This window comes from Spiroplasma syrphidicola EA-1, from assembly GCF_000400955.1.
Classification (GTDB): Bacteria; Bacillota_I; Bacilli_A; order Mycoplasmatales; family Mycoplasmataceae; genus Spiroplasma; species Spiroplasma syrphidicola.
Genome location: NC_021284.1, coordinates 409,438 through 433,863 on the forward strand (window position 1 = coordinate 409,438; position 24,426 = coordinate 433,863).

Genomic DNA, 24,426 nt, shown 5'->3' on the forward strand with positions numbered 1-24,426 from the left:
ATGGAACGTTTACAAAAAGTTATTGCCAATTCCGGTTATTGTTCGCGCCGAAAAGCGGAAGAGTTAATTGCCGCTGGAAAAGTAACAGTTAATGGGGTTGTGATTAGTGAGTTAGGAACAAAAGTTGGACCCCACGATAAAATTGCAATTAATAATAAACCATTGCAAAATATTAATCGCGAAAAAGTTTATATTATGTTAAATAAACCCCGAAATTGTGTGTCAACAATGTCTGACCCCCAACATCGCCGAACAGTATTAAGCTATATTCAAGGAATTCCCCAACGAATTTATCCTGTTGGGCGATTAGACTATGATACTAGTGGGTTATTATTATTAACAAATGATGGGGAATTTGCAAATATTATTACTCATCCTAGTCATGTTGTTAATAAAACATACCATGTTTTAATTAATGGGGCCATTAGTAAAACAGAGTTACAACAATTAGCCCGAGGAGTTGAAATTGAACCAGGGATTATTTCTAGTCCGGCAACAGCAAAATTACTAAATTATGCTGACAAAACAAATAATGCTGTGATTAGTTTAACAATTCATGAAGGAAAAAAACACCAAGTTAAAAGGATGATTGCAGCGGTTGGTAAAGAAGTTTTAAAATTAAAACGTGTCGCAATTTCCTTTTTAGAATTAGATGAAACACTTCGTCCGGGGGAATGAAGACATTTAAAACCAAAAGAAGTTAAACGCTTTTTTGGTGTAGGTGTGATAGCAAAACAGAAAAACAATTAATGGAGGATTAAATAAATGAAAATTACGTTAGCCGGAGTTGTTGGAGTAGGGAAATCAACAATTAGCCAAATGCTAGGAGCAAAACATAATTATCTTGTGATGGATGAACCAGTTGAAGAAAATCCTTATCTAGATGCATATTATCAAGACCCGAAAGCAATGGCCTTTAAAATGCAAGTATATATGGTAATGGCTCGTAGTAAGCAATTAAAACAAGCCAAAATTACCCCTAATATTATTTTTGACCGTAGTATTTTAGAGGATGCAATTTTTGTCGATGTCCTTTATGAACTAGGTTATATGGACGAAGTTGATTATAAAGTCTATATGGAATTTTATAATATTGTTGTATTAGAAAGTTTATATTTAGATGACCAAATTAAACCAGATTTAGTTGTTTATTTACAAGTTGATCCGAGCATTGCGATTGAACGGATTAAAAAAAGAGGACGTGCCAGTGAACAAACTGTTGATGAGGCATACTGAATTTTATTAAACAAAAAATATGAAGAATGATATCAAAAAATTAAAGATAAATTTAATGTTTTAGTTATTAATGCAAATACAAAAACTCCCGCCGAAATTGTTAGTTTAATTGAAAAAGAAATAAAATAAAAGGATTTATTTCGTAATAAATCCTTTTATTTTATTAAATTAAGCTTGGCCAAGTCCTTTTTCTTTTCAAATTGCCATTACTTTTTCTTTGCCTTCTGTTTCTAAAATTGTTTTATATTCTAAATAACGTTCTTGACATTCCTTAATTTCTTTTAAAGCTTGGTCTAAACCACTTCAACCATTGATACGAACTTCTTTTTTTTGTAAAGCTTTATATTGTAAAAAGAAGTTTTCAATTTCATCTTTTAAGTGTTGCGGAATATCATCTAGTGTTTCAATATGATTAAAACGGGGATCATCATTAACAACCCCAATTAACTTAGTATCAATTTCACCATTATCAATCATATTAATTGTTCCTAACACACGAATATTAATTTGACAACCTGGGACAGTTGGATAAGTAATTAATGAAATGACATCTAATGGGTCCCCATCTCAGTCTAAGGTATTTTCAATAAATCCATACTCACCTGGATAAAAATTAGCCCCATATAAGACACGATCTAAGATGATACGACCAGTTTTACTATCATATTCATATTTGTTGGCACTACCCTTGGGAATTTCAATAATAACGGGTACGATGTTATCTTTTTTCATTTTTTTCCTTCTTTCTTTTTAATTCTAAATATTAATATAACATATATAATTAAATTATATTACGAAATTGCCATTTATCTTCTGAAAAAAATCAGTTATAATTAATATAAATCACAAAAGGAGCGAAAATAATGCGCCAAAAATATCAGCAAATTTTTAAACTTAATAGCAAAAAAATTGTTAGTTTAGCCGTTATTGTTGCGCTATATGTTTTATTATCATGAATCAGTAAACTAATTAATTTGTCAATTTTTCCATCAGCGCCATTTTTAAAAATTGAATTAACAGATTTTATTTTTTTAATGGCTCTAAAAATTATTGGTTTATTTTATACCTTATTTATTACTGTTGTTGTTTCGTGATTGCGAATCCTATATTTGGGGGATTCACCAATTGATGTTTTTGCCCTAATGCTAGCGGATCTGGTTTTTATTATTTTATTTTGAGGATTAATATTTTTATTTAATAAAATAATTAAGAATCAAAAAAATAGCAAAAAAATCGAGTATTTAACATTAAGTTGTGCTTTAGTTTTAGCAACAGTTGCAGTTAGTTTTGTAATGGCCTTTTTTAACTGATTATTTATCTTACCAATGTATGGAGCCTTTATGAATTATCCTCCCGAAGTAATTACTTGGTTCAAAGGCATCTTGATTCCGATTTTAGTACCATTTAATTTAATTAAATTTGGAATCAATGGCATCTTTTTTGTAATGATTTATCGTGCAGTTGTTATTATTGCTGAACAATATCACCATCGCCAATTTAACCGAACAGGAAAAACGTTTCCCGTTTATTCAATTCCTGACTTTTCCGAAGAGTTATACTGCTAAAATTCTCGGAAATAAAAGGAAATGATATTGAAAATTATTTGGGATATGTTATGATATTTAAGATATGCCCACGTAGCTCAGTAGGATAGAGCATGCGCCTTCTAAGCGTAGGGTCGTGAGTTCGAATCTCTCCGTGGGCGCCATTAAATTGAAAAAAAGCAAAACCTTATTTAGAAAAATAAATAAGGTTTTATTTTGGCAAAATATTAATTATAATAATAACAATAAAGAAAAGGGGAAAAGGGATGGAACAAGATAATTACTATGATGAATTATTATCAACAATTAAAACGTTAATTGCGCAGGGAGAATATCATAGGGCCCAAGAGAAAATTAATGATGAATTAAGAATGCCCTATGTTCCCGCTTTCGTTGAAAAAGAATTAAAAACGTTAGGAAAAATAATTACGGTTCAAATAAACGATGGTAAGAGAATTGATAACGTTTGAACACCAGCTAAGATTACGGCAGTTTTGACCCAACCTTTATTATCAGTTGATGAATTTTTAATGGTTGTGCCAGTTTTACAAGCTCAAAATTTACGCAATTTCTTACCAATAATTAGCGAGCTATTGGTTAATCCAACTGTTGGAGATCCAATTAAAGTTCGGTTATTATTTTTGTTACAAGAACAAGAAATCACAACCCCAATAAAAGTTATCAAAAAAAAGCAAACCTTTACAATTACTCCAGATACCTTAAAATGACCTTACGATGATGATAATCATCAAAAATTCCTAAAATTATTTGATGAAATAGTTTACAATGATAATCCTAGTTTATACCACTTGTGTTTAAACCTATTAGAAGCCTATTATTTATATCGTTTCCCTGATTCATTAGCCCCAAGTGAGATTCCGGTTTTAACAACGGCGATTATTACCCAAGCTAATAAAATGCTAGGGGTTGATTATGATCATCACAAATTAGTTAATCGCTTTGCTATTAATCCCCAGTTAGTTATTGACCAGGTTAAAGTTCTTAACGAAATTGATTTTTAGGGTTATCACTAAATGTTTTAAAAAAACGAAAATTAATGTATATAAATTAGACTTTTTGTTATAATTGTAAATGTGTAAAGAAGGTAGGTAGTGATATGAAATTTAAAGCAGAAAAAATCCTGGCAAAAGGGATTGGAAAATGAACTGTAACAATTGATGGAAAAGAATGAACAGACTATGTTAAAAAAGCTGAACAGAAAGCCGCTAATGAATTAGAAATTCCTGGTTTTCGAAAAGGAAAAGTGCCAGCTGATTTAATTAAAAAGCATTTAACAGAAGCAAAAATTTTAAACAGTGCGCACCGCTTAGTTGTAAATAAAGCTTATGAATTTGCCTTTGACCAAAAATCAGATGTTCAACCATTTTCTTCACCAGTTCCAACTGTTAAAAAATTAAGTAAAGAAGAATATATTTTAGAATTAGACTTTGATTTAAAACCAGAAATTACAATTAATCGTTATACAGGGTTTGATGATATTAAAAAAGAAAAAGTTGTTGCTAAAAAAGAAGATATTGATCGTAGTATTGACCAATTACGTGATCGCTTTGCGATTCATAAACCAAAAGATAGCGGAATTGAAAAAGGTGATACTGTAATCTTTGATTTTGAAGGTTTTGTTAATAATGTCCCATTTAAAGGTGGTAAAGCAACAGATTTTACCTTAGAAATTGGTAGTGGTCAATTTATTCCTGGTTTTGAAGATGGCATGATTGGTTTTAAAAGTGGTGAAGAACAGGAAGTTAACGTAACATTCCCTGCCGATTACCATGTTGAAGAATTAAAAGGCCAACCAGCAGTATTTAAATTAAAAATTAAAGAAGTGAAATCAAAAGAATTGCCAGAATTAAATGATGATTTAGCAAAAGATATTAATCTAAAAGGAATTGATACTTTAGCAAAATTACGTGAACATGTGGAAAATAACATTAAAGAACAATTACAAAAACAAGAATATGACCGTTTTATTGGTTTACTATTCCGTGAAATTGTTAAAGATTCAAATATTTTAATTCCTGAATCAATTATTAAAAAAGAAGCTAACCAGTTAAAAAATGAATTTAAACAAAAATTAACAGCGCAACAAATGGATATGAAAACATACAAAGAACGTTCAGGATTAACAGAAGACGATATTTATGAAGAATTATTCAAAGATGCGAAAAATCGTTTAGAAAATGGGGTTATTGTTGATGCGGTTTTAAATAAGGAAAAATTTGATATTAATCCTGCTGAAATTGATGAACAATATGAAAAATTAGGAAAACAATTTGGAATTGATGGAAAAACTTTAAAAGAAGCGAAATTAATTTCCGAAGAACAAGTAAAAGAACAATTAATTCATGATAAAGTGTTTGCCTTTTTATACGAAAAAAATGGGAAATAACTTTAAAAAAACTATTAAAAGCCTATTTTAATAGTTTTTTTACCTATTTTCTTCGCTTTAAAAATAAATTAATTGCAAAATAATAATATTTTGATACAATTGAAAAACAACCAAAAAAATATTTAAAAAATTAGCACTTTAATATTGCAAGTGCTAATTTTTTTGTTATAATTCAAGTGTAGTTCAGAAAGTGTTAAACTAATTTAAAATAAGATAAAATTAGCTTAATATTAATGAATATTTAACAAGAGGAGGTATTTTGAAATGGAATCAAAAACAACACAATTAAAGGATGTACCAGTATTAATTACAAGGGGAAGTTATATTTTTCCAGGGTTTGAACAAGTCCTAGAAGTTGGCCGTGATAAGTCAGTTTTGGCTGTTAATAAGGCAAATAAAGAATTTGATAACCATATTGTTTTAGTTAGCCAAAAAAAACCATTAGAAGATGATCCAAAATTATCAGAAATTTATCGCATTGGGGTTTTAGCCGAATTAAAAATTCGTAAGGTTTGAGAAGACGGTAGTTTAACTGTTAATTTTAAAGCAGTTGATCGTGTTAAAATTTTAGAATTGCGTGAAGACGAATATTATGCGGCTGATATTGATATTTTAAAATCTTTTGTTAAATCAGATGATAAAATTGCGGAAAAAATCACAGCAAACATTAAAGAATTAATGGAATTACAAGATATCTTACCAGAAGATTTATTAGATCAAATTGGGGATTCAGTTGATGGTAATGAAGTTGTTGATACAATTGCTCAGTTTTTACCATTTATTCCGGTTGCTAAAAAACAAGAAATTTTAGAACAATTAGATGTCGAAAAACGTTTACAAATTATTTTTGATCATTTAGTAAACAAGCAACAAGTTAATGATATTGATAATAAAATTACCAAAAAAATTAAAGAACGTGTTGATGAACAACAACGTGAGTATTATTTACGAGAAAAATTAAAAGCAATTAAAGATGAACTTGGTGAATTTGATGATGCCGCTGATGACATGAAAATTTACAAAGAACGTTTGGAAAAAGAACCGTTCCCAAAAAATATTAAGGAACGAATTGAACAAGAAATTGCCCGTTATGAATCTTTACCACAAGCATCAAGTGAGTCAAATATTATTCGAACATATATTGATTGAATGATGCAAGTACCATGATGAGAAAAAACGGATGAAAAAAATGATTTAAAATTTGCCAAAGAAGTTTTAGATAAATACCACTTTGGTCTAGAAAAAGTTAAAGAAAGAATTGTTGAATATTTAGCTGTTAAATCAATGACTAATTCATTAAAAGGACAAATTATTTGTTTAGTTGGGCCTCCAGGGGTTGGGAAAACTAGTTTAGCGAAATCAATCGCGGAAGCAACTGGTCGTAATTTTGTTAAAGTTGCTTTAGGTGGTGTAAAAGATGAATCAGAAATTCGTGGACACCGTAAAACATATATTGGCGCAATGCCTGGTCGAATTATTCAATCAATGAAACGAGCAAAATCAACAAACCCATTATTTTTATTAGATGAAATTGATAAAATGTCATCAGATTATCGTGGTGATCCGGCTAGTGCAATGTTAGAAGTATTAGACCCAGAACAAAATGCTGCCTTTTCTGATCACTATTTAGAAGAAAGTTATGATTTAAGCAATGTAATGTTTATTGCAACAGCAAACTATTATGATAATATTCCAGAAGCATTAATTGACCGAATGGAAATTATTCAATTATCTTCATATACTGAATTAGAAAAATCACATATTGCAAAAGATTATTTAGTACCAAAAGTATTAAGCAATAATGGTTTAGCTGATGGTCAGTTAACAATAACTGATGAAGCAATTAACGAAGTAATTAAACACTATACACGTGAAGCTGGAGTTAGACAATTAGAGCGTGACTTAAACGCAATTGCTCGTAAATTTATTGTTAAATTCTTAAATAAAGAAATGACAAATCTAACAGTAACAGCTCAAACAGTTAATGAATTATTAGGTAAACGTCGTTTTGAACATACCGAAAAAGAACAAGAATCACAAGTTGGAGTTGTAACTGGTTTAGCTTATACCCAATTTGGTGGGGATATTTTACCAATTGAGGTTAATAGCTTTAATGGGAAAGGAAACTTTGTTTTAACCGGAAAACTAGGAGATGTGATGAAAGAATCTGCTTCAATTGCCCTTGACTATGTTAAAGCCAATGCTGATAAGTTTGGGTTAGATACAAAATTCTTTGAAAACCATGATATCCATATTCACGTTCCCGAAGGGGCGGTACCAAAAGATGGTCCATCAGCTGGAATTACTTTAACAACAGCTATCATTAGTGCGTTAAGTAATCGTCCGGTTTCCCAAGATATTGGAATGACAGGAGAAATTACGTTACGTGGTCAAGTCTTACCAATTGGGGGCTTACGTGAAAAATCAATTTCTGCTAACCGTAGTGGGTTAAAAACAATTTTAATTCCAAGTAAAAATGTCAAAGATATTGATGACATCCCAAAAGAAGTTCAGGAATCTTTAAAAATTATTCCCGTTTCAACATATGATGAAGTCTTTAAAAATGTCTTTGGTAAATTAGAATAAGATAAAAAAACATTGCTAGCTAGCAATGTTTTTTTATGAAACATATTTTTTATGAGTAGTAATGTATTTTAGAATTTCTAATCAATTGGCTGGTCAATTCATTGCATCTTCGCTAGTTAACATATCAGTGACAAAATTGAAATTGGGAATCTTTTTTTCAACGCCTTTTGTTAATAACTGATTTAACTGGTTGATAAAATGTTTGGCTTGACTACGACTTAATAAATAAACAAGAAAGATTGTTAAAATAAAAGTATTATAGTTGTTATCAACAACATGGTTCATAACCGTTTGATAGTGGTTTGGGTCTTTAATAATCCCCAATAAAATGTTATTTAATTGTTGAGCATCCTCATCATCAAGGTTGATAAAGAAGCGATACATTCGATCATAGTGGGCTGTTGCATTACGGAATAAGCGCATAATATTGTTGCAAATAAATAAAAAATCTTTTTCATTATCAAAGTAAAAGTTTTTTAAAATTGCCGTGTTATCCTTAAAGGTATGCATCATTTTTATTGCTTCATTCAAATCAATAAAATTAATAATAATAAAAAGTGGGTATAGTTTTACTTGATGGTAAGGTTTTAAGTAGGTTGCCCCTAAATAAATATGTTTTTCAATAATTCTAATAATATTATCTTGGGCATTTGGATTAGGGTAAAAATAATCAAATTGTTTTAAAATATTTGGACATTCAATGTTCCCTTGAATAATAATATTTGAACGTAGTTTGTGTTCAAAATAACCAAAAAATTGGTAGTATAAAGTTGCTAAATTACGATCAAAATAATAAATTGCTAAAATATCTTTTTCGGTTAAGGGGGCAATTAAGTGGTTATGGGCATCTAAAAATTGCGGAATAAAAGTATGGAATAATCGGAAGTAACCATAATTAGTAATAATATGGGCTAATTCATTTTTATTTTCAATTGTAAATCCTCGTTGTTCTAAAAAAGTAATTTGTTGATTAATATCGATAAATTCTTCACCATTAATGGCATGGTTATTAATTAAATGCTTCTTGCTCATTGACATTACTCCTTGTTCACATTTATTATAACTGATAATTCTTTGCTTACCAGAACAATAACTTAATAATTTCTTTATTTTAATATTGTTTTAACCTTGAAAAGCGATATAATAAAACTTAAGGAGGAATTGGCGCATGGCAGTATTTAATACAAAAAAACCTAATTTCATTTCGATGGACTTAGGGACATCATATACCTTAGTTTATGTCGCAGGAACTGGTGTTGTTTATAATGAACCATCAATTGTTGCATACCGAATTAAAGATAACCATATTATTGCAGTCGGGAACGAGGCTTATAAAATGATTGGAAAGGGTAATAAAGCAATTAGAATTATTCGTCCAATGGAAGATGGAGTTATTACTGATATTCGTGCTACAGAAGCACAATTAAGATATATTTTTAATCGTTTACGTATTGCAAAACAATTAAAAGGTTCAGTTATGTTATTAGCATGTCCATCAACAGTTACCGAGTTAGAAAAAAATGCTTTAAAGAAAATTGCAACTAATTTAGGGGCAGAAAAAGTATTTGTCGAAGAAGAAGTTAAAATGGCTGCCCTTGGTGGGGGAGTTGATATTTATAAACCAGTTGGTAATTTAGTAATTGATAGTGGGGGAGGAACCACTGACGTTGCTGTTTTATCATCAGGAGACCTAGTTTTATCAAAATCAGTTAAAGTAGCTGGGAATTTATTTAATGAAGAAATTTTAAAATATATTCGTAGCCAATATGGTTTAGAAATTGGAATCAAAACCGCTGAAATGATCAAAATGGAAATTGGATCATTAGCAAAATACTCTGATGAACGAAAAATGAAAATTTATGGTCGTGATATTGTTTCTGGGTTACCCCGTGAAATTGAAATCGGACCAGAAGAAATTCGTGAAGTTCTAAAAGTTCCTGTTTCAAGAATTATTGATTTAGTTGTGCAGGTGTTAGAAGAAACACCACCAGAATTAGCGGGAGACATTTTCCGTAATGGAATGACAATTTGTGGTGGGGGAGCCTTAATTCGCGGAATTGATAAGTATTTTGAAGATACATTACAATTACCAGCCAAAATTGGGGAACAACCATTATTAGCCGTAATTAACGGAACAATTAAATTTGAATCAGATATTTTTGAATTGTTACGCCGTGAACAAACAAAACAACAAGAATTAAATTATTAAAATAAGAATCTTTCTTGTTTTAATTTTTATTTTTATGATATTTAGTGTAAAATAAAAACGGAAAAAAAGTAAAGAGATAGTAATGGAGAGAGATAAGTATGAAAAATCGTAAAGTAGTTTTAGTTGGGACTGGAGCCGTTGGAACATCATTTTTGTATTCAGCGATTAACCAAGGAATTGCCCAAGAATATATTTTAATTGACGTTAATGTTGATGCCGCTGAAGGGCAAGCATTAGATTTAGCAGATGGGAATGCTTTTTTACCACATTCATTTGCAAGTATTCGTGTTGGGACATATAGTGACTGTCATGATGCGGATGTAATTGTGATTACAGCTGGTCGCCCACAAAAACCAGGGGAAACAAGAATTGATATGGTGGCTGATAATGCCAAAATTATGAAAAGTATTGCCTTAGAAATTAAAAAATCAGGATTTAGTGGAATTACCGTTGTTGCATCTAATCCAGTTGATATTTTAACAACAGTTTATTATGAAGTAACTGGTTTTGATAAACATAGTATTATTGGGTCAGGAACAAGTTTAGACTCAGCGCGTTTACGTCGCTTAGTAGCGGAAAAATTAAATGTTGGAGCAAAAGAAGTTTCAGCCGTTTTAATGGGAGAACATGGTGATTCATCAACTCCAATTTGAAGTACAGCTTCAGTAATGGGAAAACCAATTGCCCAATATGTGGCAGAAGGAAAACTTACTGATGCACAGTTAGATGAAATTACGCAAGAAGCAATTCACATGGCTTATAAAATTATTGAGAAAAAAAGAGCAACATTCTATGGAATTGGAATTGTCTTAACTGATATTGTTCGTGCCGTGCTTTGTGATGAAAACAAAGCAATGATGGTTGGGGCCTATTTAGATGGAAACTTTGGACACCAAGGAATCTATACTGGAGTTCCAGCAATTGTTAATAATAAAGGATGATCACGTATTATTAATTGAAACTTAACAGCAAAAGAACAAGCTGGTTTTGATGCTTCATGTCAACAGTTAACAGAAGTTGTTAACCATGCCCGAGCAGCAATTAAATAAAGCATAAACATATACATTAGTATATGTTTTTTTATTTCTTCATAATTAAATGGTAGGAGAATTAGGGCTGTTATGATATGCTATTATTACAAAAGAGGTGAAAAAATGCAACAGCCTTTGGCATATTTATTAAAACCAACAACAATTGAAGATATTATTGGCCAAGAACATTTGTTACATGAAAATGGCTTAATTCGTCGAATGGTTGCGAAAAACTATGCCTCTTCTTTAATTTTTTATGGGGAACCAGGAATTGGTAAGAGTAGTTTAGCGCTAGCGTTGGCAAATGACTTAAAGATCCCTTATGCCGTTTTTAATGCGGAAATTGATAAAAAACAAGATTTAGAAAAGATTTTAACAACAGCAAGTAATAATGATCGCTTTATTGTTATTCTAGAGGAAATCCATCGGATGAACCGCGATAAACAAGATATTTTATTAAAATATCTAGAACAAGGTAATATTTTAATGTTTGCCTGCACAACGGAAAATCCTTTTTTTGTCATTAATCCGGCGATTCGTTCTCGTGCTAATATTATTAAATTAGAACGAATTAGTGCCGAAGAAATGGCAACAGGTTTGCAACGATTAATCACTAAAAATCCACTCTTACAAAATTTAAAAATTGGTTCTGATAGTATTAATATTATTGCCAAAGCAACAAGTGGAGATTTACGTTTAGCATTAAATATTTTAGAATTATGTTTAAACTTATATGATGGTGTTGAAATTACCCCTAAAATTTTAAAAAACATTATTCCAAATGCAAACTTATTAAATAATGCTGATGGTGATGAACATCATGATTTGAAATCAGCTTTACAAAAATCGATTCGAGGTAGTGATGTTGATGCGGCGCTCTATTATTTTGCCCGTTTATTAGCGAGTGGTGATCATGAAGCATTAATGCGACGAATGTTAATTATCGCTTATGAAGATATTGGCTTAGCCAATCCGGCGATTGCGATTCATGTTAAAGCGGCAATTGATGCTTTTCGTCAAATTGGTTTACCTGAAGGGCGAATTCCTTTAGGATTGGCAATTGTTGAAATGGCTTTAAGTGAAAAATCAAATAGTGCTTATTTAGCCACTGATCAAGCTTATGAAGATGTTCTAAGCGGGAAAGAATTTAAAATTCCATTGCATTTAAAAGATACCAGCTATAAATCCGCCAAAAAACTAGGGGCAGGGAAGGGTTATAAATATCCCCATGATTTTCCCAACGATTATGTTGAACAAACATATTTACCACCAGAAATGGCAGGGGTTAAATATTATGTGCCAAAGAAACATAGTATGTACGAAAAACGGATTAATGACCTTTATGAAATTTTTACCAAAACGAAAAAATAATTAATATTTAATAATAAAAATTAAAATAATTGGTTTTAAAAAAAATATATGATAATATTAAGTTGTTAAATTTAAAAATAGATTTTAGGAGTGAAAAGATGGCAACTGTTGTTGTAAAATCAGGCGAACCATTAGACAAAGCATTAAAACGCTTTAATAAAGTTTCTTCAGTTAAACGTAAAGAAGCACGTAAACGTGAACACTGAATGAGCAAGAAAGAAAAAAGACGCTACAAACAAGAACAATCACGTAGTTTTCGATAAAAAAAACCTTTTAAAAAGGTTTTTTTTTTTTTTTTAAAAATTACTATCTTTTAAAACAACATAATCAACTTTTTTAATTGCTTCAACATCAGTTCCCCCAGCATAAGAAATTGATGATTGTAAATCTTCGGTCATTTCTTGTAGTGTTTCAAAGATGCTACCACGAATTTCAATTAATTCTTTTTTTCCTTCAACATAGCGTTTTTCACTTTTATTGTATTCACTAGCTGAACCAAAATATTCTTTATACTGGATACCATTTTCTTCAACTTGGCTTCCTGGTGATTCTTGGTGTGCGGCAAATAAGCTTCCCACCATACAGAAAGTTGCTCCCATTCTGATTGATTTAGCAATATCACCATTAACACGAATTCCGCCATCAGCAATAATTGGTTTTGAACTTCCTTTACTACATCATTTAACAGCTGATAATTGCCATCCCCCAGTACCAAAACCAGTTTTTAGTTTTGTAATACATACTTTTCCCGGACCAATTCCAACTTTAGTGGCGTCAGCTCCTCATTGCTCTAAGTCGCGAACAGCTTTTGGTGTTCCAACGTTTCCGGCAATAATAAAGACGTCTTTTCCCATTTCTTTACGAATATGATGAATCATATCACGAACGCTAAAAGCATGACCATGGGCAATATCAATTGTAATGTAGTCAGGAATTAAATTTTGTGCTTTTAGTGTTGAGACCAATTGGTAATCCTCTGGTTTAACCCCAACTGAAATGGAAGTAATTAGATTTTTTCCTTTCATTTCACGGACAAATTTAACTTGATCGACATTAAATCGATGCATAATATAAAAATAATTTTTTTCTGCCAATTTTTGACATAATTCTTCATTAACAACAGTTGCCATATTAGAAGGAACAACAGGTAAATTAAAAGTATGTTTTCCTAATTTTACTTTTGTATTACATTCACTACGTGATTGGACAATACATAATTCTGGAATTAACTGAATATCTTCATAATCAAATGCTTTCATTTTTTTTCACCTCACTATTTAACTTTATCATAAAATTAACAGACCCTAATTATTTTTAAATGAAAATAATTGCTTAATTTTTAGTGATATCTGTCAATGATGTGATAGATGTGTCAGAAGATTGCTAAAAAAATAATTGTATTAATCGTATGGCGGATTAATTGATAACTAAAAGCAAAGGCAAAAATCCCGCCATGAAAGTTTTGAAATAAATGGTTATTTTGATTAACATAACTACCAGGATCACTTGCTTTAATAACAAAAATACTTAAACCAAGCGATGTAATAATTCATGATAATAGCATGATGATAATAATATGACTAAAATATTTGATTTTAATCCCAGCCGTTTTTTCAGTTAAATTATTTTGGCGAGTATAGGTTGAATATATAAGCGAGGGAAGCGCAAAAATAAAATTAAGAATAATTGTATTTAAGACAAAAGTTTCTCAGACTGCTAGATAAGGAGGTCATGTTAAGAACGATAACATTAAAAAAGCTAAAATAAAAAATAGTGTTTTTAAAAAACCAAAAAGATAGCCCACAAGAAAAAAGGGAATATAAACTAAAATAATATCAAAGGGATAGATTGTTAAAACCATAATATTACTTAAGTATTGAAATAAAATGTTAAGAGCTAATAAAAAAGCCATTATTATTATTTGGTTTAATTTAATTTTAAAAGTAAAGTGAAAACTAAGATATTTTCGGATTGTTTTTGTTTTACAAGGCGAAAAAGCATTAGAAGGATTTAGCGGTTGCTCAAGATCATAAGCCTGAGGTTTTAGGACCTGTCTATTTTTCATATTTAATTGTTCCTTTCACAAAATATTAATCTCTCAATATTGTATCATTTATTTTGCTTTAACAGACTCTTTTTATTAAAGAAAGGAAATTAAGAAGTTAATTATTTTACCTAACAGGTACAATGGTTAAAATTAATGTTCATACAATAATGTAAGTTAAAATAATTAGGACGTTAATTGAAATATACCATTTTTTGTTGGTTTGTACCGCTTTCGTTGTTGTTGAAAAAGTAAAAAACATTAAGATAAATTGCAGGATTGTTAAAATACTGTATTGCAGATAATAGGGGTTATTGTAAATAATATGATTTAAAGAGCCGTTTTGTCGGAAAGCTAAATCGGCAAAGAAATTAATTACTAAATTAAAGTTAAGACTTCCAATTAGCCCACCAAAAGCAATCTTTTTTTTATTATTTTTTAATAGCACAAAAGTAGATGTCAATTCTGGACAATTTGTGACAAAAGAAAGAATTATCCCGCCAACGGAAGTTTCGGGAATGCCATAGACATGGGGGAGGATATCAGCGGTTAATGATAATGAAAAAGCTAAAAAGACTAATAAAATAGTGAATAAAATAAATAGGCAAGTAATTTTTTTAATTGTTAAATGATTTTTATAATCTTTCTCACTAATTAGATCATCTGTTATTTCAAATTCAAGAGTTAAATTATTTTTAGTTTTATTTTTTTCTTTCACTATTGATATGGTAATTACTGTAAAGTATATTATGGCAATAGAAATTAATAGTCAGGACATTTCAATTCCTGGAATTGTTAAAGATAAAAAGGGAATTAAGACTTTATTGTTTGGATATAATAAATTTGGTAAAAAAGCAAGAAGGATAAGGGCGCTAAAAAAAGCAAATTCAAATAAAAGATTTGAATAAAATTTATTAATTTTATTAAATTTATGTTTTTTTAGAAAAATTAAACTCCCCAAGGCAAAAATAGTCATAAAAAATGAATTAGCTCCTAAAGTATTTCCAAAACTAAACTGTGGGGTATTACTAGCTCCCATTGTAAAAGCAATTGTTAATTCTGGTAAAGATGTAATAATTGCTAAAATAAGCCCCCCAGCTAATGATTGACCAATATTTTTTCTAGCTGTAAAGGCAACTAAAAAGCCTGCCATTTTAATCGCACTAAAAATAACCCCACCTGCTAAAAGTAAAAAGATTAATCAAACTAAACCTTGGGCGATAGGACCGTCGTATAATCCCATTTTTTTAAATAAATCAACATTTCATGCATATATCATAATTAGAATTCTTTCTATATAAGTTTAAAATTATTATGCGTTTGTTAATTACTATTTTATTACTTATTAAAATTATATAATAAAAATTCTTTTTTTAACTACAATACAATTTATATTCAGAGTGAGAAATTGACTAATTATTTATTTAACATATAATTAAACTATATATATAGAAGAGGTATAGATTCAATGGAAACAATTGTGGAAATTAAGAATTTATCAAAAAATGTTCGGAAACGACAAATTTTAAAAAATATTAACTTAACAATAAAACAAAATGATCGGATCGCGATTGTTGGTGCAAATGGGGCGGGGAAATCAACTTTAGTTGAAATAATTTCTGGTTCAACGCCAAAGTCACAAGGGGAAATTAAATATAATTTTAAAAGTCCTCAATTACGTCGGGCAATCGGAATTCAGTATCAACAAGGAGATTGGCCGCCAGGAATTTCAGCGAATGATGTATTAACATTTAATCGCATCTTAAAAAATAACATGTATAACTTAGAAGAATTAATTGATATTTTTGAAATTAAGGATTTTCTTAAGCAACCCTTAAGAAAATTATCAGGGGGGCAAAAACAGCGTTTTAATGCCCTATTAAGTATTATTGCGAACCCAGAGCTATTAATTTTAGATGAACTATCAACTGGGTTAGATATGAATATTCAATATAAAATTATTGCTTTTTTTAAACAGTTTTTTAGTGAGAAAGATAAAACCTTATTAATAATTTCACATAATTCAGAAGAAATTGAATTGTTAGCAAATCGATTAGTAATTATTGAAGCGGGAACAATTTTTTTAGATAAACCAATGGATTATATTATTAAGAAATGGGGATCAGTGCGAAACCTGATGATGACTTATTTTAAAGGAGAATTAGCGAATGAAAAAGATCGATTTTAAAGCAACAACTAATAGTTTCACCGCTGTTCTATATATTTTAAATAAGAGTTTTATTAAAACTCCAAAAGGATTTTTATTTACTTATATTTTACCAATCATTTTTTTAGTAATGTTTAAATTTATTTTTAATTCAATTGTCTTTGTTCCTGGTAATGATGAGATTAATTTGTTAATTAAACAAGTAAATCTTCTTAGTTATACCTTATTACCGCTAACTACAATGTTGATTTTGTTATCCTCTTCAATTGTTGAATGAAAGAATTCGGTCTTTTTAAAACGAATTGAAAATTCGGGAATTAGTAAGATTGCTTTTATTTTAAGCTTATGATTTTTCTATTTTATCATTTCCTTATCAGGGTTAATTTTATTATTTTTAATTTCGTTACCATTAGGGGGCCAAGATTATCTTTCTTCATTTAAATCAATGGGGTGAGGATACATTATTTTTGGTATTATTTTAATTTCATTAGTGGCAATTGCTTTATCTACTTTTATCGGAGGAATTACCTCAAGTGATGGTTTGGTCCAAGGGTTAGTGGTTGGAGTATTCTTCATTTCAGTATTTATGGCCGGAATTTTATTATCCCCAGCAATGATTATTAAAAGTGATGTTACGCGTTATATTACTTATTTTATTCCCTTTAAACATCCGGTTTATGTTTTCTTATATGGTGCTTATGGTAATGCTCCAATGGATAGTTTTGAAGCAATTTATAATCATAGTAATTATACAAGAGGCTATGATTATACCGCTGTTTGACAACCTATTTTAATTTCTTTAATTCTTATTTTTGCCTTATTGGGATTATCAACAAAAACATTTCGCTGAGCTGCCAAAAAATAATCAAAAGTGTAATTTAATTTCACTTTTTTTATTTATTAGTTTTCGCCCTTTTTCCCTAAAACCCAATAAAGCAAAGGGTTGCTAAAAATTATTTTTCCGATATAATAATGCTTATCATTTAAAAAAAAGGAAGTGATTAATTTAATGAGAACGTTAGGATTTGGCTTTACAAGATTTTGAATAGTTTTATCAAGTTTATTTGGAATCATTGGAGTTTTATTTTTAGCCGGTTATTATTTTTATTTTTGAAGTAATTACACGAATGGTCAAATAACAGGGGATCTAAATACTTATCAAACATTATTTATGAATTCATGAGAAGATTTAGGAACTTATCGAGTACTATTTTTAATTATTATTATGTTTACTTTAACAACAACATTAATTTGTAACATTGGGTTAATTCGTTACGCAACAAGTGGAACGGATGCTGAATTATGTGCCAATAAATGAAGTTTAGCAGTATTATCATTGTCATTAGGAGGAGTAATTGCTCCCTTTGCCTTAACATGATTACCAAATACTGATGTTAAAGCAACAAAAAATGCACGGGTAACAATTGTTCGTTATTTAGGAACTGGATGAATGTTAGGAGCCATTGGAGCAATTATTGCAATTGGTTCATTTATGGGAGTAACAAATAATTCGGGGTTTGTAACAGCAAGTGCTAAAAATACTTTCATTACTGTAATGACAATTTTAGGAGTTGTGGCTGGCTTTAGTTTACTTTTTGTCCCATTCTTTTATAATCGTAAAACAGTTGATCATATGATTGCCCAAACAAGTTTAGGAAAATGATATCGTTTTGTTTCAACAGTTTATACTGTTTTTGCAACAATTTTATTAGTAATTCAAATCATTTCAGCAATTGTAAAATTAATTGAAGCATTTGGCCGTATTTTCTCAAACCGTCAAAACGGGTTCCAAATCTTCTTGAACATTTTAAACTTTAGTTTTATGTTAATTGGAACAATGTTTATGATTTACTTAATTACATCAGTCATAAAAGGATTATGACGAAGTGAAGATGATTATCTAATTTCAATTCCACAGTACCAACGTGCTGCGCAAATGCAACAACATAACTAAACAAAGAACAAAGCAAAATAATTCATAGCATTACTAGATATGAAAGTTTGCTTTTTCTTTCCCTAAATTCAACATTTTTAAAATATTTTTGAAAAGAATTAGAAAATAATTGACAAAAATAATGGTTTTATATAAAATAATAAAGGTTTTAACACAATACAAAACAGCATTGTGTCATCGGGTGTTAGCTCAGTTGGGAGAGCGCCTGCCTTACAAGCAGGTGGTCAGCGGTTCAAGTCCGTTACACCCGACCATTATTGCTGGCTTAGCTCAACTGGTAGAGCAACTGACTTGTAATCAGTAGGTTGGGAGTTCAAGTCTTCTAGCCAGCACCATTTTGGAGGGGTAGTGAAGTGGCCAAACACATCTGACTGTAACTCAGCTCCTTCGGGTTCGGGGGTTCGAATCCCTCTCCCTCCACCATTATTATGTTGGGCTATCGCCAAGCGGTAAGGCAAAGGACTTTGACTCCTTCATGCGCTGGTTCGAATCCAGCTAGCCCAGCCATTATTTAAAACATTATCTCCTGTTAGCTCAGTCGGTAGAGCTGCTGGCTTTTAACCAGTAGGTCGTAGGTTCAAGTCCTGCACAGGAGACCATTTATATGCCCGAGTGGCGGAATAGGTAGACGCAACGGACTTAAAATCCGTCGGTTGTTTGACTGTACCGGTTCAAGTCCGGTCTCGGGTACCATTTTTTTAAAAAAATGATTGACATCACTAATATCAAATGGTATATATTTAGTTGGATATTAGTTTATATGCGGGTGTAGTTTAATGGTAGAACTTCAGCCTTCCAAGCTGACTGTGAGGGTTCGATTCCCTTCACCCGCTCCATTATTTTAATTGTTGTAAGAACAATTTTTTTTATGTTAAAATTAACAAAACGTTGAGGTGAAGAAATGAAAGTAATTGATAATAAAAATAAGGTTGAAAATAGTGAAAATAGTCATATTTCTCCCGTTGTCCAACATGAATTAGATTTCCAAGCAACCCGAACAGTTTTCTGAAAAAGTGTCTTGTTTTTAATCATTGAAGGGGTTGCACCATTTTTAGTTTTATTTTTATTATCATCTCCTGATCTTAAATTTGCGCACCATTATGAAGTTGGCGTTGGCATTGGTTTTGGTTTAGCTTACATAATTGGTGTCTTCTTCTTAACATTGTTAGGATTTATTGTAAAAGGGCATCAAGCTGATCAGTTTATTTATACAACAATTTTAGCGTGAACATTATATGGTTTATATTTAACTGGTTATTGATGAACTTGAGATGATATTTTATATCGTTGCTTAGTTGCTTTTGGTTTTTTACTAGTTTCGGCTTTTTTCGGAACGTTTTTATCGGTCTGAATTCGTAATATTAGTGGAGTTATTAATTTGAAAAAAATAGCAAAAAATAATAAACAAGAAGGTTAGAACAGTTGACCTTCTTGTTTTAGTTTTTGGTATTTAGCGCGAACAATGTCATAAAAAACGCGATTTTGTCGTTCTTGGTACATGTAAGTAGCTCAGTAGATTCATAAGATATTTTGATAATTAATTCATGCAGCAAGTTTTTCTTTTTCTTGGCGATTAAGATCAAAAAAAGTTAATCAAAGGGTAATATCTTCTGGTTTTGTTAAGGTTTCAGAAATGAAAGAGCCGATATCAAATAACCGATCATTATACATCGCATATTCAAAATCAATTAAGTACATTTTATCGTGATGGATTAAAAAATTCCCAGGATTTAAATCGTTATGACAAAGAACAAGGTCTTTTGCTGGTGTTACTAATTTTTGATAGTCAATTGTTTTTTCATAGCTAGTTAAGTCAACTAATGGGGTTTTAATTTTACTTTTAAAGTTATTTAAAAATTGTTCGGGGTCAAAAATGACGGGGTTAGCAATTTTAACAGCTCAGAGGTTTTTTATTAGATTACTTGCTTGCTTTAATAAATTAGGTGTTAGATTATTTGTGTTAATTGTTGTACTATTGGTTAAATAAGGACTAACAAGATAAAAATTATTTGCTTCAAAACCATAATCAACAATTGGAATTGTTCAAGAGACATTTTTTAGTGCTTCAAGAACTTTAATTTCATTATGGTGGTCTAAATAGAAAGTGGTATCAGGTAAACTATAGCGCACAAATAAATTATTAGCAGTTAAGTAATTTTGATTAGTAATTCCTAAAGCAAGTTTTTTTCAACATTTATATTTCATTTTTTTCATTCCTTTATTTAAATTATTATACAATATATTTGTAAAAGAATTAAAAAGGGGATTACAATGCACGAAATTTGAATTGCAACAAATAACAAAAATAAGGTTCGCGAATTTACCGCGATTTTTGCTGAAATGAATGTAACGGTTAAATCACTATTAGATTTACCAACCGTAATTGATATTCCAGAAGAAGGAACAACTTTTTTGGAAAATGCTTATCAAAAAGCTGCTTATTTAGCTCATAAAATTAATAAGCCGGTTTTAGCGGATGATTCAGGGTTAGAAATTATTGGTTTGAATAATTTTCCGGGGATTTTTACCAAACGTTGGGCTTTGCCAATCACGGATAATAATTTAATCAATCAAATGTTAATTGATAAATGCGCAAATTTAACAGATCGCTCAGCCCAGGCAGTTTGTACTTTGGTATATCTTAATCCGTTAAATGGCAAAGAAGGTAGTTTTACGGGCATTACAAAAGGGGAAATAACAACAACACCAATTGGGGACAATAATTTTGGTTATGATCCAATTTTTAAAGTTGAAGAATTAAATAAAACCTATGCTCAATTAACGTTAGCAGAAAAAAATCAGTATTCGCATCGGGCTAAAGCAGTTAACCAGTTTAAAGAATGATGAAAAAAGGAGGAAGCCGAATGACAACAACCAAAAGATTAAATATTGTTTTATTTGAACCAGAAATTGCCCAGAATGTTGGGGCAATTATCCGAACTTGTGTGGCGGTAAACGCCAAATTACATATCATTGAACCGTTAGGCTTTATTTTTGACAACCGCTTTGTGACACGTAGTAGTGCTAATTATATTGAGTACGCTGACTATCAATTATACAATGATTGAGAACATTTTGTTAGTTTGAACCCAACGGTAAAATTATATTGCGCGACACGTTATGCAAAATTTCCGCATAGTAAAGTTGATTTCACCAGTGATTCTGATCCGATTTTTATTTTATTTGGTCGTGAATCAACTGGGATTCCAACAACGATTTTAAAAGCCAATTTAGAACGTTGTTTCCGGATTCCAATGAGTGAGCATGTCCGTAGCTTAAATGTCGCTAATACCGTGGGCATAGTTGCTTATGAAGTAATGCGTCAACTAGACTATCCTGATTTGTCCCAAGTGGAAATTCAAAAGGGGATGGATTATTTAGAATAGGGTTTATGTAATAGATAAATCTTTTTCCAACTTTAAATTTAGTTATTTTTATAATAAGAAAGTATTAAGGTGGGAAAGAGAAAGGATGATGAAATGAACCAAGTAATGTTGGTTGGCCAAGTTGAGGGAAGTTATGAGATTGTTTATGACAAAAAAGAGTCAGAACGGAAATTAATGAAGTTTTTATTAAAGGTCCAACGACCATTTAAAAATCGCGATGGCCATTATGATAACGATCTAGTTAATATTAAAGTATGGACTAATAATATTGATGATTTAGATATCAGTTTGCAAGATAAAGCCATGATTATTGTGAAAGGACGCGTGCAGTCTTATCGTTCCAATAATTATGAGGATGATATTTATTATAATGAAATAATTGCTGACAAGGTGACATATTTAAACAGTTTAAATTAAAAGTTAATTTATTAAAATTCCTAATCTTAGTACAAAAAACCATTATTTTAATGGTTTTTTCTTATTTATTTTTTGATTTAACCGCTAAATATCACCGTTATTGTTAGATAAATGGTTATTGTGGTTTTTTGCTAAAAATTTTGCAAAAAAAACGAAAAAAAATGATAAAAATGCTTGCAAAATAAATAAGATTTTATATACTTATAGATGTGCAAAGATAGAACAGAGTCGTAGGACCCTAATTTACACATTCAATTCATAATTTTAAAAAAACAATAAATATTTTAAAAAAATTACAATATTTGTTGACATTAGGTTTAGAATTTTGTATGATTTGTAAGGTGTTTTATTCGCACTAAAAATAAAACGATCTTTGAAAACTAAACATAACAACAAAAGATAATCATTTTAAATCAATGAGTATCCGTCATTATAGCTAGGACAAATATACAATTTTTTAATGAGAGTTTGATCCTGGCTCAGGATGAACGCTGGCGGCATGCCTAATACATGCAAGTCGAACGGGGTGCTTGCACCCAGTGGCGAACGGGTGAGTAACACGTATCTAATCTACCCATTAGCGGGGGATAACAGTTGGAAACGACTGCTAATACCGCATACGACATTTTCTGGCATCAGAGGATGTTAAAAGGTCCGTTTGGATCACTAATGGATGAGGGTGCGGCGTATTAGCTAGTTGGTGGGGTAATGGCCTACCAAGGCAATGATACGTAGCCGAACTGAGAGGTTGATCGGCCACATCGGGACTGAGACACGGCCCGAACTCCTACGGGAGGCAGCAGTAGGGAATTTTTCACAATGGGCGAAAGCCTGATGGAGCAATGCCGCGTGACTGAAGACGGTCTTCGGATTGTAAAGGTCTGTTGTAAGGGAAGAACAGTAAGTATAGGAAATGATACTTATTTGACGGTACCTTACCAGAAAGCCACGGCTAACTATGTGCCAGCAGCCGCGGTAATACATAGGTGGCAAGCGTTATCCGGATTTATTGGGCGTAAAGCGTGCGCAGACGGTTTAGCAAGTTTGGGGTTAAAACCTGGAGCTCAACTCCAGGTCGCCTTGAAAACTGTTAGGCTAGAGTGTAGGAGAGGTTGATGGAATTCCATGTGTAGCGGTGAAATGCGTAGATATATGGAGGAACACCAGTGGCGAAGGCGATCAACCGGCCTATTACTGACGTTTAGGCACGAAAGCGTGGGGAGCAAATAGGATTAGATACCCTAGTAGTCCACGCCGTAAACGATGAGTACTAAGTGTCGGACTAAGTTCGGTGCTGCAGCTAACGCATTAAGTACTCCGCCTGAGTAGTATGCTCGCAAGAGTGAAACTCAAAGGAATTGACGGGGACCCGCACAAGCGGTGGATCATGTGGTTTAATTCGAAGCAACGCGAAGAACCTTACCAAGGCTTGACATCCAGTGCGAAGCTGTAGAGATACAGTAGAGGTTAACATTGAGACAGGTGGTGCATGGTTGTCGTCAGTTCGTGCCGTGAGGTGTTTGGTTAAGTCCAGCAACGAACGCAACCCTTGCCGTTAGTTACTCCATTAAGTTGAGATACTCTAACGGGACTGCTAGTGCAAACTAGAGGAAGGTGGGGATGACGTCAAATCATCATGCCCCTTATGTCTTGGGCTACACACGTGATACAATGGCCGGTACAAACAGTTGCGATCTCGCAAGGGGGAGCTAATCTGAAAAAACCGGTCTCAGTTCGGATTGAGGGCTGCAACTCGCCCTCATGAAGTTGGAATCGCTAGTAATCGCGAATCAGCAATGTCGCGGTGAATACGTTCTCGGGTCTTGTACACACCGCCCGTCACACCATGAGAGTTGATAATACCAGAAGTCGGTATCCTAACCGTAAGGAGGGAGCCGCCCAAGGTAGGATTGATGATTAGGGTGAAGTCGTAACAAGGTATCCGTACCGGAAGGTGCGGATGGATCACCTCCTTTCTATGGAGTTATACTTTATAGTAAATACGGCTATAATGAAGTTATGTTTAGTTTTCAGAGATTAGTTTCTCTGAATTAATCGAAATTGAACAAGTAGT

23 protein-coding genes, 8 tRNA genes and 1 rRNA gene are annotated in these 24,426 nt (G+C 31.5%); 26 read left to right on the forward strand and 6 right to left on the reverse strand.

Annotation, left to right across the window (positions count from 1 at the left end; genetic code table 4):
* Both SSYRP_RS01885 and SSYRP_RS01890 read left to right on the forward strand, forming a co-directional pair.
* A complete protein-coding gene (locus SSYRP_RS01885; RefSeq protein ID WP_016340620.1) occupies window positions 1-750 on the forward strand; it encodes a pseudouridine synthase in 750 nt (249 codons plus the stop codon).
* A gap of 15 nt (window positions 751-765) precedes the next feature.
* On the forward strand, window positions 766-1,365 hold the full coding sequence (locus SSYRP_RS01890) for a deoxynucleoside kinase (RefSeq protein ID WP_016340621.1): 600 nt from the start codon (window positions 766-768) through the stop codon (window positions 1,363-1,365).
* Window positions 1,366-1,404: 39 nt separating this feature from the next.
* Here SSYRP_RS01890 and SSYRP_RS01895 read toward each other — a convergent pair whose 3' ends face one another.
* A complete protein-coding gene (locus SSYRP_RS01895; protein WP_016340622.1) occupies window positions 1,405-1,968 on the reverse strand; it encodes an inorganic diphosphatase in 564 nt (187 codons plus the stop codon).
* 131 nt (window positions 1,969-2,099) lie between these two features.
* Between SSYRP_RS01895 and SSYRP_RS01900 the strand changes: the two genes are divergently transcribed.
* From SSYRP_RS01900 to lon, 5 genes are all read left to right on the forward strand, one after another.
* Window positions 2,100-2,801: an ECF transporter S component gene (locus tag SSYRP_RS01900; RefSeq protein WP_016340623.1), complete on the forward strand. Its 702-nt coding sequence runs from the start codon at window positions 2,100-2,102 to the stop codon at window positions 2,799-2,801.
* 66 nt (window positions 2,802-2,867) lie between these two features.
* Window positions 2,868-2,944: transfer RNA gene (locus tag SSYRP_RS01905), tRNA-Arg, on the forward strand.
* 102 nt (window positions 2,945-3,046) lie between these two features.
* On the forward strand, window positions 3,047-3,802 hold the full coding sequence (locus SSYRP_RS01910) for a DUF3196 family protein (RefSeq protein ID WP_016340624.1): 756 nt from the start codon (window positions 3,047-3,049) through the stop codon (window positions 3,800-3,802).
* A 95-nt stretch (window positions 3,803-3,897) separates the two neighbouring features.
* Window positions 3,898-5,187 carry a trigger factor gene (tig, locus tag SSYRP_RS01915; protein WP_016340625.1) on the forward strand — a complete coding sequence of 430 codons (1,290 nt, stop codon included), beginning with the start codon at window positions 3,898-3,900 and terminating at the stop codon, window positions 5,185-5,187.
* Window positions 5,188-5,451: 264 nt separating this feature from the next.
* Entirely contained in the window at window positions 5,452-7,773 is a 2,322-nt protein-coding gene (lon, locus tag SSYRP_RS01920; protein WP_016340626.1) for an endopeptidase La, read from the forward strand.
* 33 nt (window positions 7,774-7,806) lie between these two features.
* Here lon and SSYRP_RS01925 read toward each other — a convergent pair whose 3' ends face one another.
* A complete protein-coding gene (locus SSYRP_RS01925; protein WP_016340627.1) occupies window positions 7,807-8,805 on the reverse strand; it encodes an Abi family protein in 999 nt (332 codons plus the stop codon).
* A 136-nt stretch (window positions 8,806-8,941) separates the two neighbouring features.
* Between SSYRP_RS01925 and mreB the strand changes: the two genes are divergently transcribed.
* From mreB to rpsU, 4 genes are all read left to right on the forward strand, one after another.
* A complete protein-coding gene (gene mreB / locus SSYRP_RS01930) occupies window positions 8,942-9,982 on the forward strand; it encodes a rod shape-determining protein (protein WP_016340628.1) in 1,041 nt (346 codons plus the stop codon).
* Window positions 9,983-10,080: 98 nt separating this feature from the next.
* Window positions 10,081-11,031 (forward strand): L-lactate dehydrogenase, encoded by a 951-nt coding sequence (locus SSYRP_RS01935; RefSeq protein WP_016340629.1) that lies wholly within the window; start codon window positions 10,081-10,083, stop codon window positions 11,029-11,031.
* Window positions 11,032-11,136: 105 nt separating this feature from the next.
* Entirely contained in the window at window positions 11,137-12,384 is a 1,248-nt protein-coding gene (locus SSYRP_RS01940; RefSeq protein WP_016340630.1) for a replication-associated recombination protein A, read from the forward strand.
* Between the two features lie 98 nt (window positions 12,385-12,482).
* Window positions 12,483-12,647, forward strand: a complete 165-nt coding sequence (rpsU, locus tag SSYRP_RS01945) for a 30S ribosomal protein S21 (protein ID WP_016338790.1) — start codon at window positions 12,483-12,485, stop codon at window positions 12,645-12,647.
* Between the two features lie 33 nt (window positions 12,648-12,680).
* On the opposite strand, the gene SSYRP_RS01950 is transcribed toward rpsU, so the two are convergent.
* The 3 genes from SSYRP_RS01950 to SSYRP_RS01960 form a co-directional block, all read right to left on the reverse strand.
* Window positions 12,681-13,643, reverse strand: coding sequence for a GMP reductase (locus SSYRP_RS01950; protein WP_016340631.1), 963 nt, complete (start codon window positions 13,641-13,643; stop codon window positions 12,681-12,683).
* A gap of 80 nt (window positions 13,644-13,723) precedes the next feature.
* A complete protein-coding gene (locus SSYRP_RS01955; protein WP_016340632.1) occupies window positions 13,724-14,449 on the reverse strand; it encodes a hypothetical protein in 726 nt (241 codons plus the stop codon).
* Window positions 14,450-14,555: 106 nt separating this feature from the next.
* Complete coding sequence (locus SSYRP_RS01960) at window positions 14,556-15,707, reverse strand: sodium:calcium antiporter (RefSeq protein WP_016340633.1); 1,152 nt, start codon at window positions 15,705-15,707, stop codon at window positions 14,556-14,558.
* Between the two features lie 189 nt (window positions 15,708-15,896).
* On the opposite strand from SSYRP_RS01960, the gene SSYRP_RS01965 reads away from it, so the two are divergent.
* The 11 genes from SSYRP_RS01965 to SSYRP_RS02015 all read left to right on the forward strand — a co-directional run bounded on the left by SSYRP_RS01965 (window position 15,897) and on the right by SSYRP_RS02015 (window position 19,966).
* Window positions 15,897-16,616, forward strand: a complete 720-nt coding sequence (locus tag SSYRP_RS01965) for an ATP-binding cassette domain-containing protein (protein ID WP_016340634.1) — start codon at window positions 15,897-15,899, stop codon at window positions 16,614-16,616.
* Window positions 16,597-17,460 carry an ABC transporter permease gene (locus tag SSYRP_RS01970; protein WP_016340635.1) on the forward strand — a complete coding sequence of 288 codons (864 nt, stop codon included), beginning with the start codon at window positions 16,597-16,599 and terminating at the stop codon, window positions 17,458-17,460. Before SSYRP_RS01965 ends, SSYRP_RS01970 begins: the two co-directional genes overlap by 20 nt.
* Window positions 17,461-17,604: 144 nt before the next feature.
* The gene (locus tag SSYRP_RS01975; RefSeq protein WP_016340636.1) at window positions 17,605-18,549 is read left to right on the forward strand and encodes a hypothetical protein; all 945 of its coding nucleotides are present in this window, start codon (window positions 17,605-17,607) and stop codon (window positions 18,547-18,549) included.
* Between the two features lie 178 nt (window positions 18,550-18,727).
* Window positions 18,728-18,803: transfer RNA gene (locus tag SSYRP_RS01980), tRNA-Val, on the forward strand.
* A gap of 5 nt (window positions 18,804-18,808) precedes the next feature.
* A tRNA-Thr gene (locus tag SSYRP_RS01985) sits at window positions 18,809-18,884 on the forward strand.
* 4 nt (window positions 18,885-18,888) lie between these two features.
* Window positions 18,889-18,972, forward strand: a tRNA-Tyr gene (locus SSYRP_RS01990).
* Between the two features lie 9 nt (window positions 18,973-18,981).
* Window positions 18,982-19,056: transfer RNA gene (locus SSYRP_RS01995), tRNA-Gln, on the forward strand.
* Window positions 19,057-19,072: 16 nt separating this feature from the next.
* Window positions 19,073-19,148, forward strand: a tRNA-Lys gene (locus SSYRP_RS02000).
* Window positions 19,149-19,155: 7 nt separating this feature from the next.
* A tRNA-Leu gene (locus SSYRP_RS02005) sits at window positions 19,156-19,242 on the forward strand.
* A gap of 69 nt (window positions 19,243-19,311) precedes the next feature.
* Window positions 19,312-19,385 (forward strand) — tRNA-Gly (locus SSYRP_RS02010).
* A gap of 32 nt (window positions 19,386-19,417) precedes the next feature.
* Window positions 19,418-19,966: a DxFTY motif-containing membrane protein gene (locus SSYRP_RS02015; RefSeq protein WP_236608053.1), complete on the forward strand. Its 549-nt coding sequence runs from the start codon at window positions 19,418-19,420 to the stop codon at window positions 19,964-19,966.
* Here the strand turns inward: SSYRP_RS02015 and SSYRP_RS02020 are convergent.
* A complete protein-coding gene (locus tag SSYRP_RS02020; RefSeq protein WP_016340638.1) occupies window positions 19,963-20,754 on the reverse strand; it encodes a phosphotransferase in 792 nt (263 codons plus the stop codon). The two genes, SSYRP_RS02015 and SSYRP_RS02020, sit on opposite strands and share 4 nt — an antisense overlap.
* A gap of 66 nt (window positions 20,755-20,820) precedes the next feature.
* On the opposite strand from SSYRP_RS02020, the gene rdgB reads away from it, so the two are divergent.
* The 4 genes from rdgB to SSYRP_RS02040 all read left to right on the forward strand — a co-directional run bounded on the left by rdgB (window position 20,821) and on the right by SSYRP_RS02040 (window position 24,328).
* Window positions 20,821-21,435, forward strand: coding sequence for an RdgB/HAM1 family non-canonical purine NTP pyrophosphatase (gene rdgB, locus SSYRP_RS02025; RefSeq protein ID WP_016340639.1), 615 nt, complete (start codon window positions 20,821-20,823; stop codon window positions 21,433-21,435).
* On the forward strand, window positions 21,414-21,935 hold the full coding sequence (locus SSYRP_RS02030; protein WP_016340640.1) for a tRNA (cytidine(34)-2'-O)-methyltransferase: 522 nt from the start codon (window positions 21,414-21,416) through the stop codon (window positions 21,933-21,935). Before rdgB ends, SSYRP_RS02030 begins: the two co-directional genes overlap by 22 nt.
* A gap of 69 nt (window positions 21,936-22,004) precedes the next feature.
* Window positions 22,005-22,352: a single-stranded DNA-binding protein gene (locus SSYRP_RS02035; protein ID WP_236608054.1), complete on the forward strand. Its 348-nt coding sequence runs from the start codon at window positions 22,005-22,007 to the stop codon at window positions 22,350-22,352.
* A 456-nt stretch (window positions 22,353-22,808) separates the two neighbouring features.
* Window positions 22,809-24,328 (forward strand): 16S ribosomal RNA (locus tag SSYRP_RS02040).
* Window positions 24,329-24,426 lie beyond the last annotated feature (98 nt).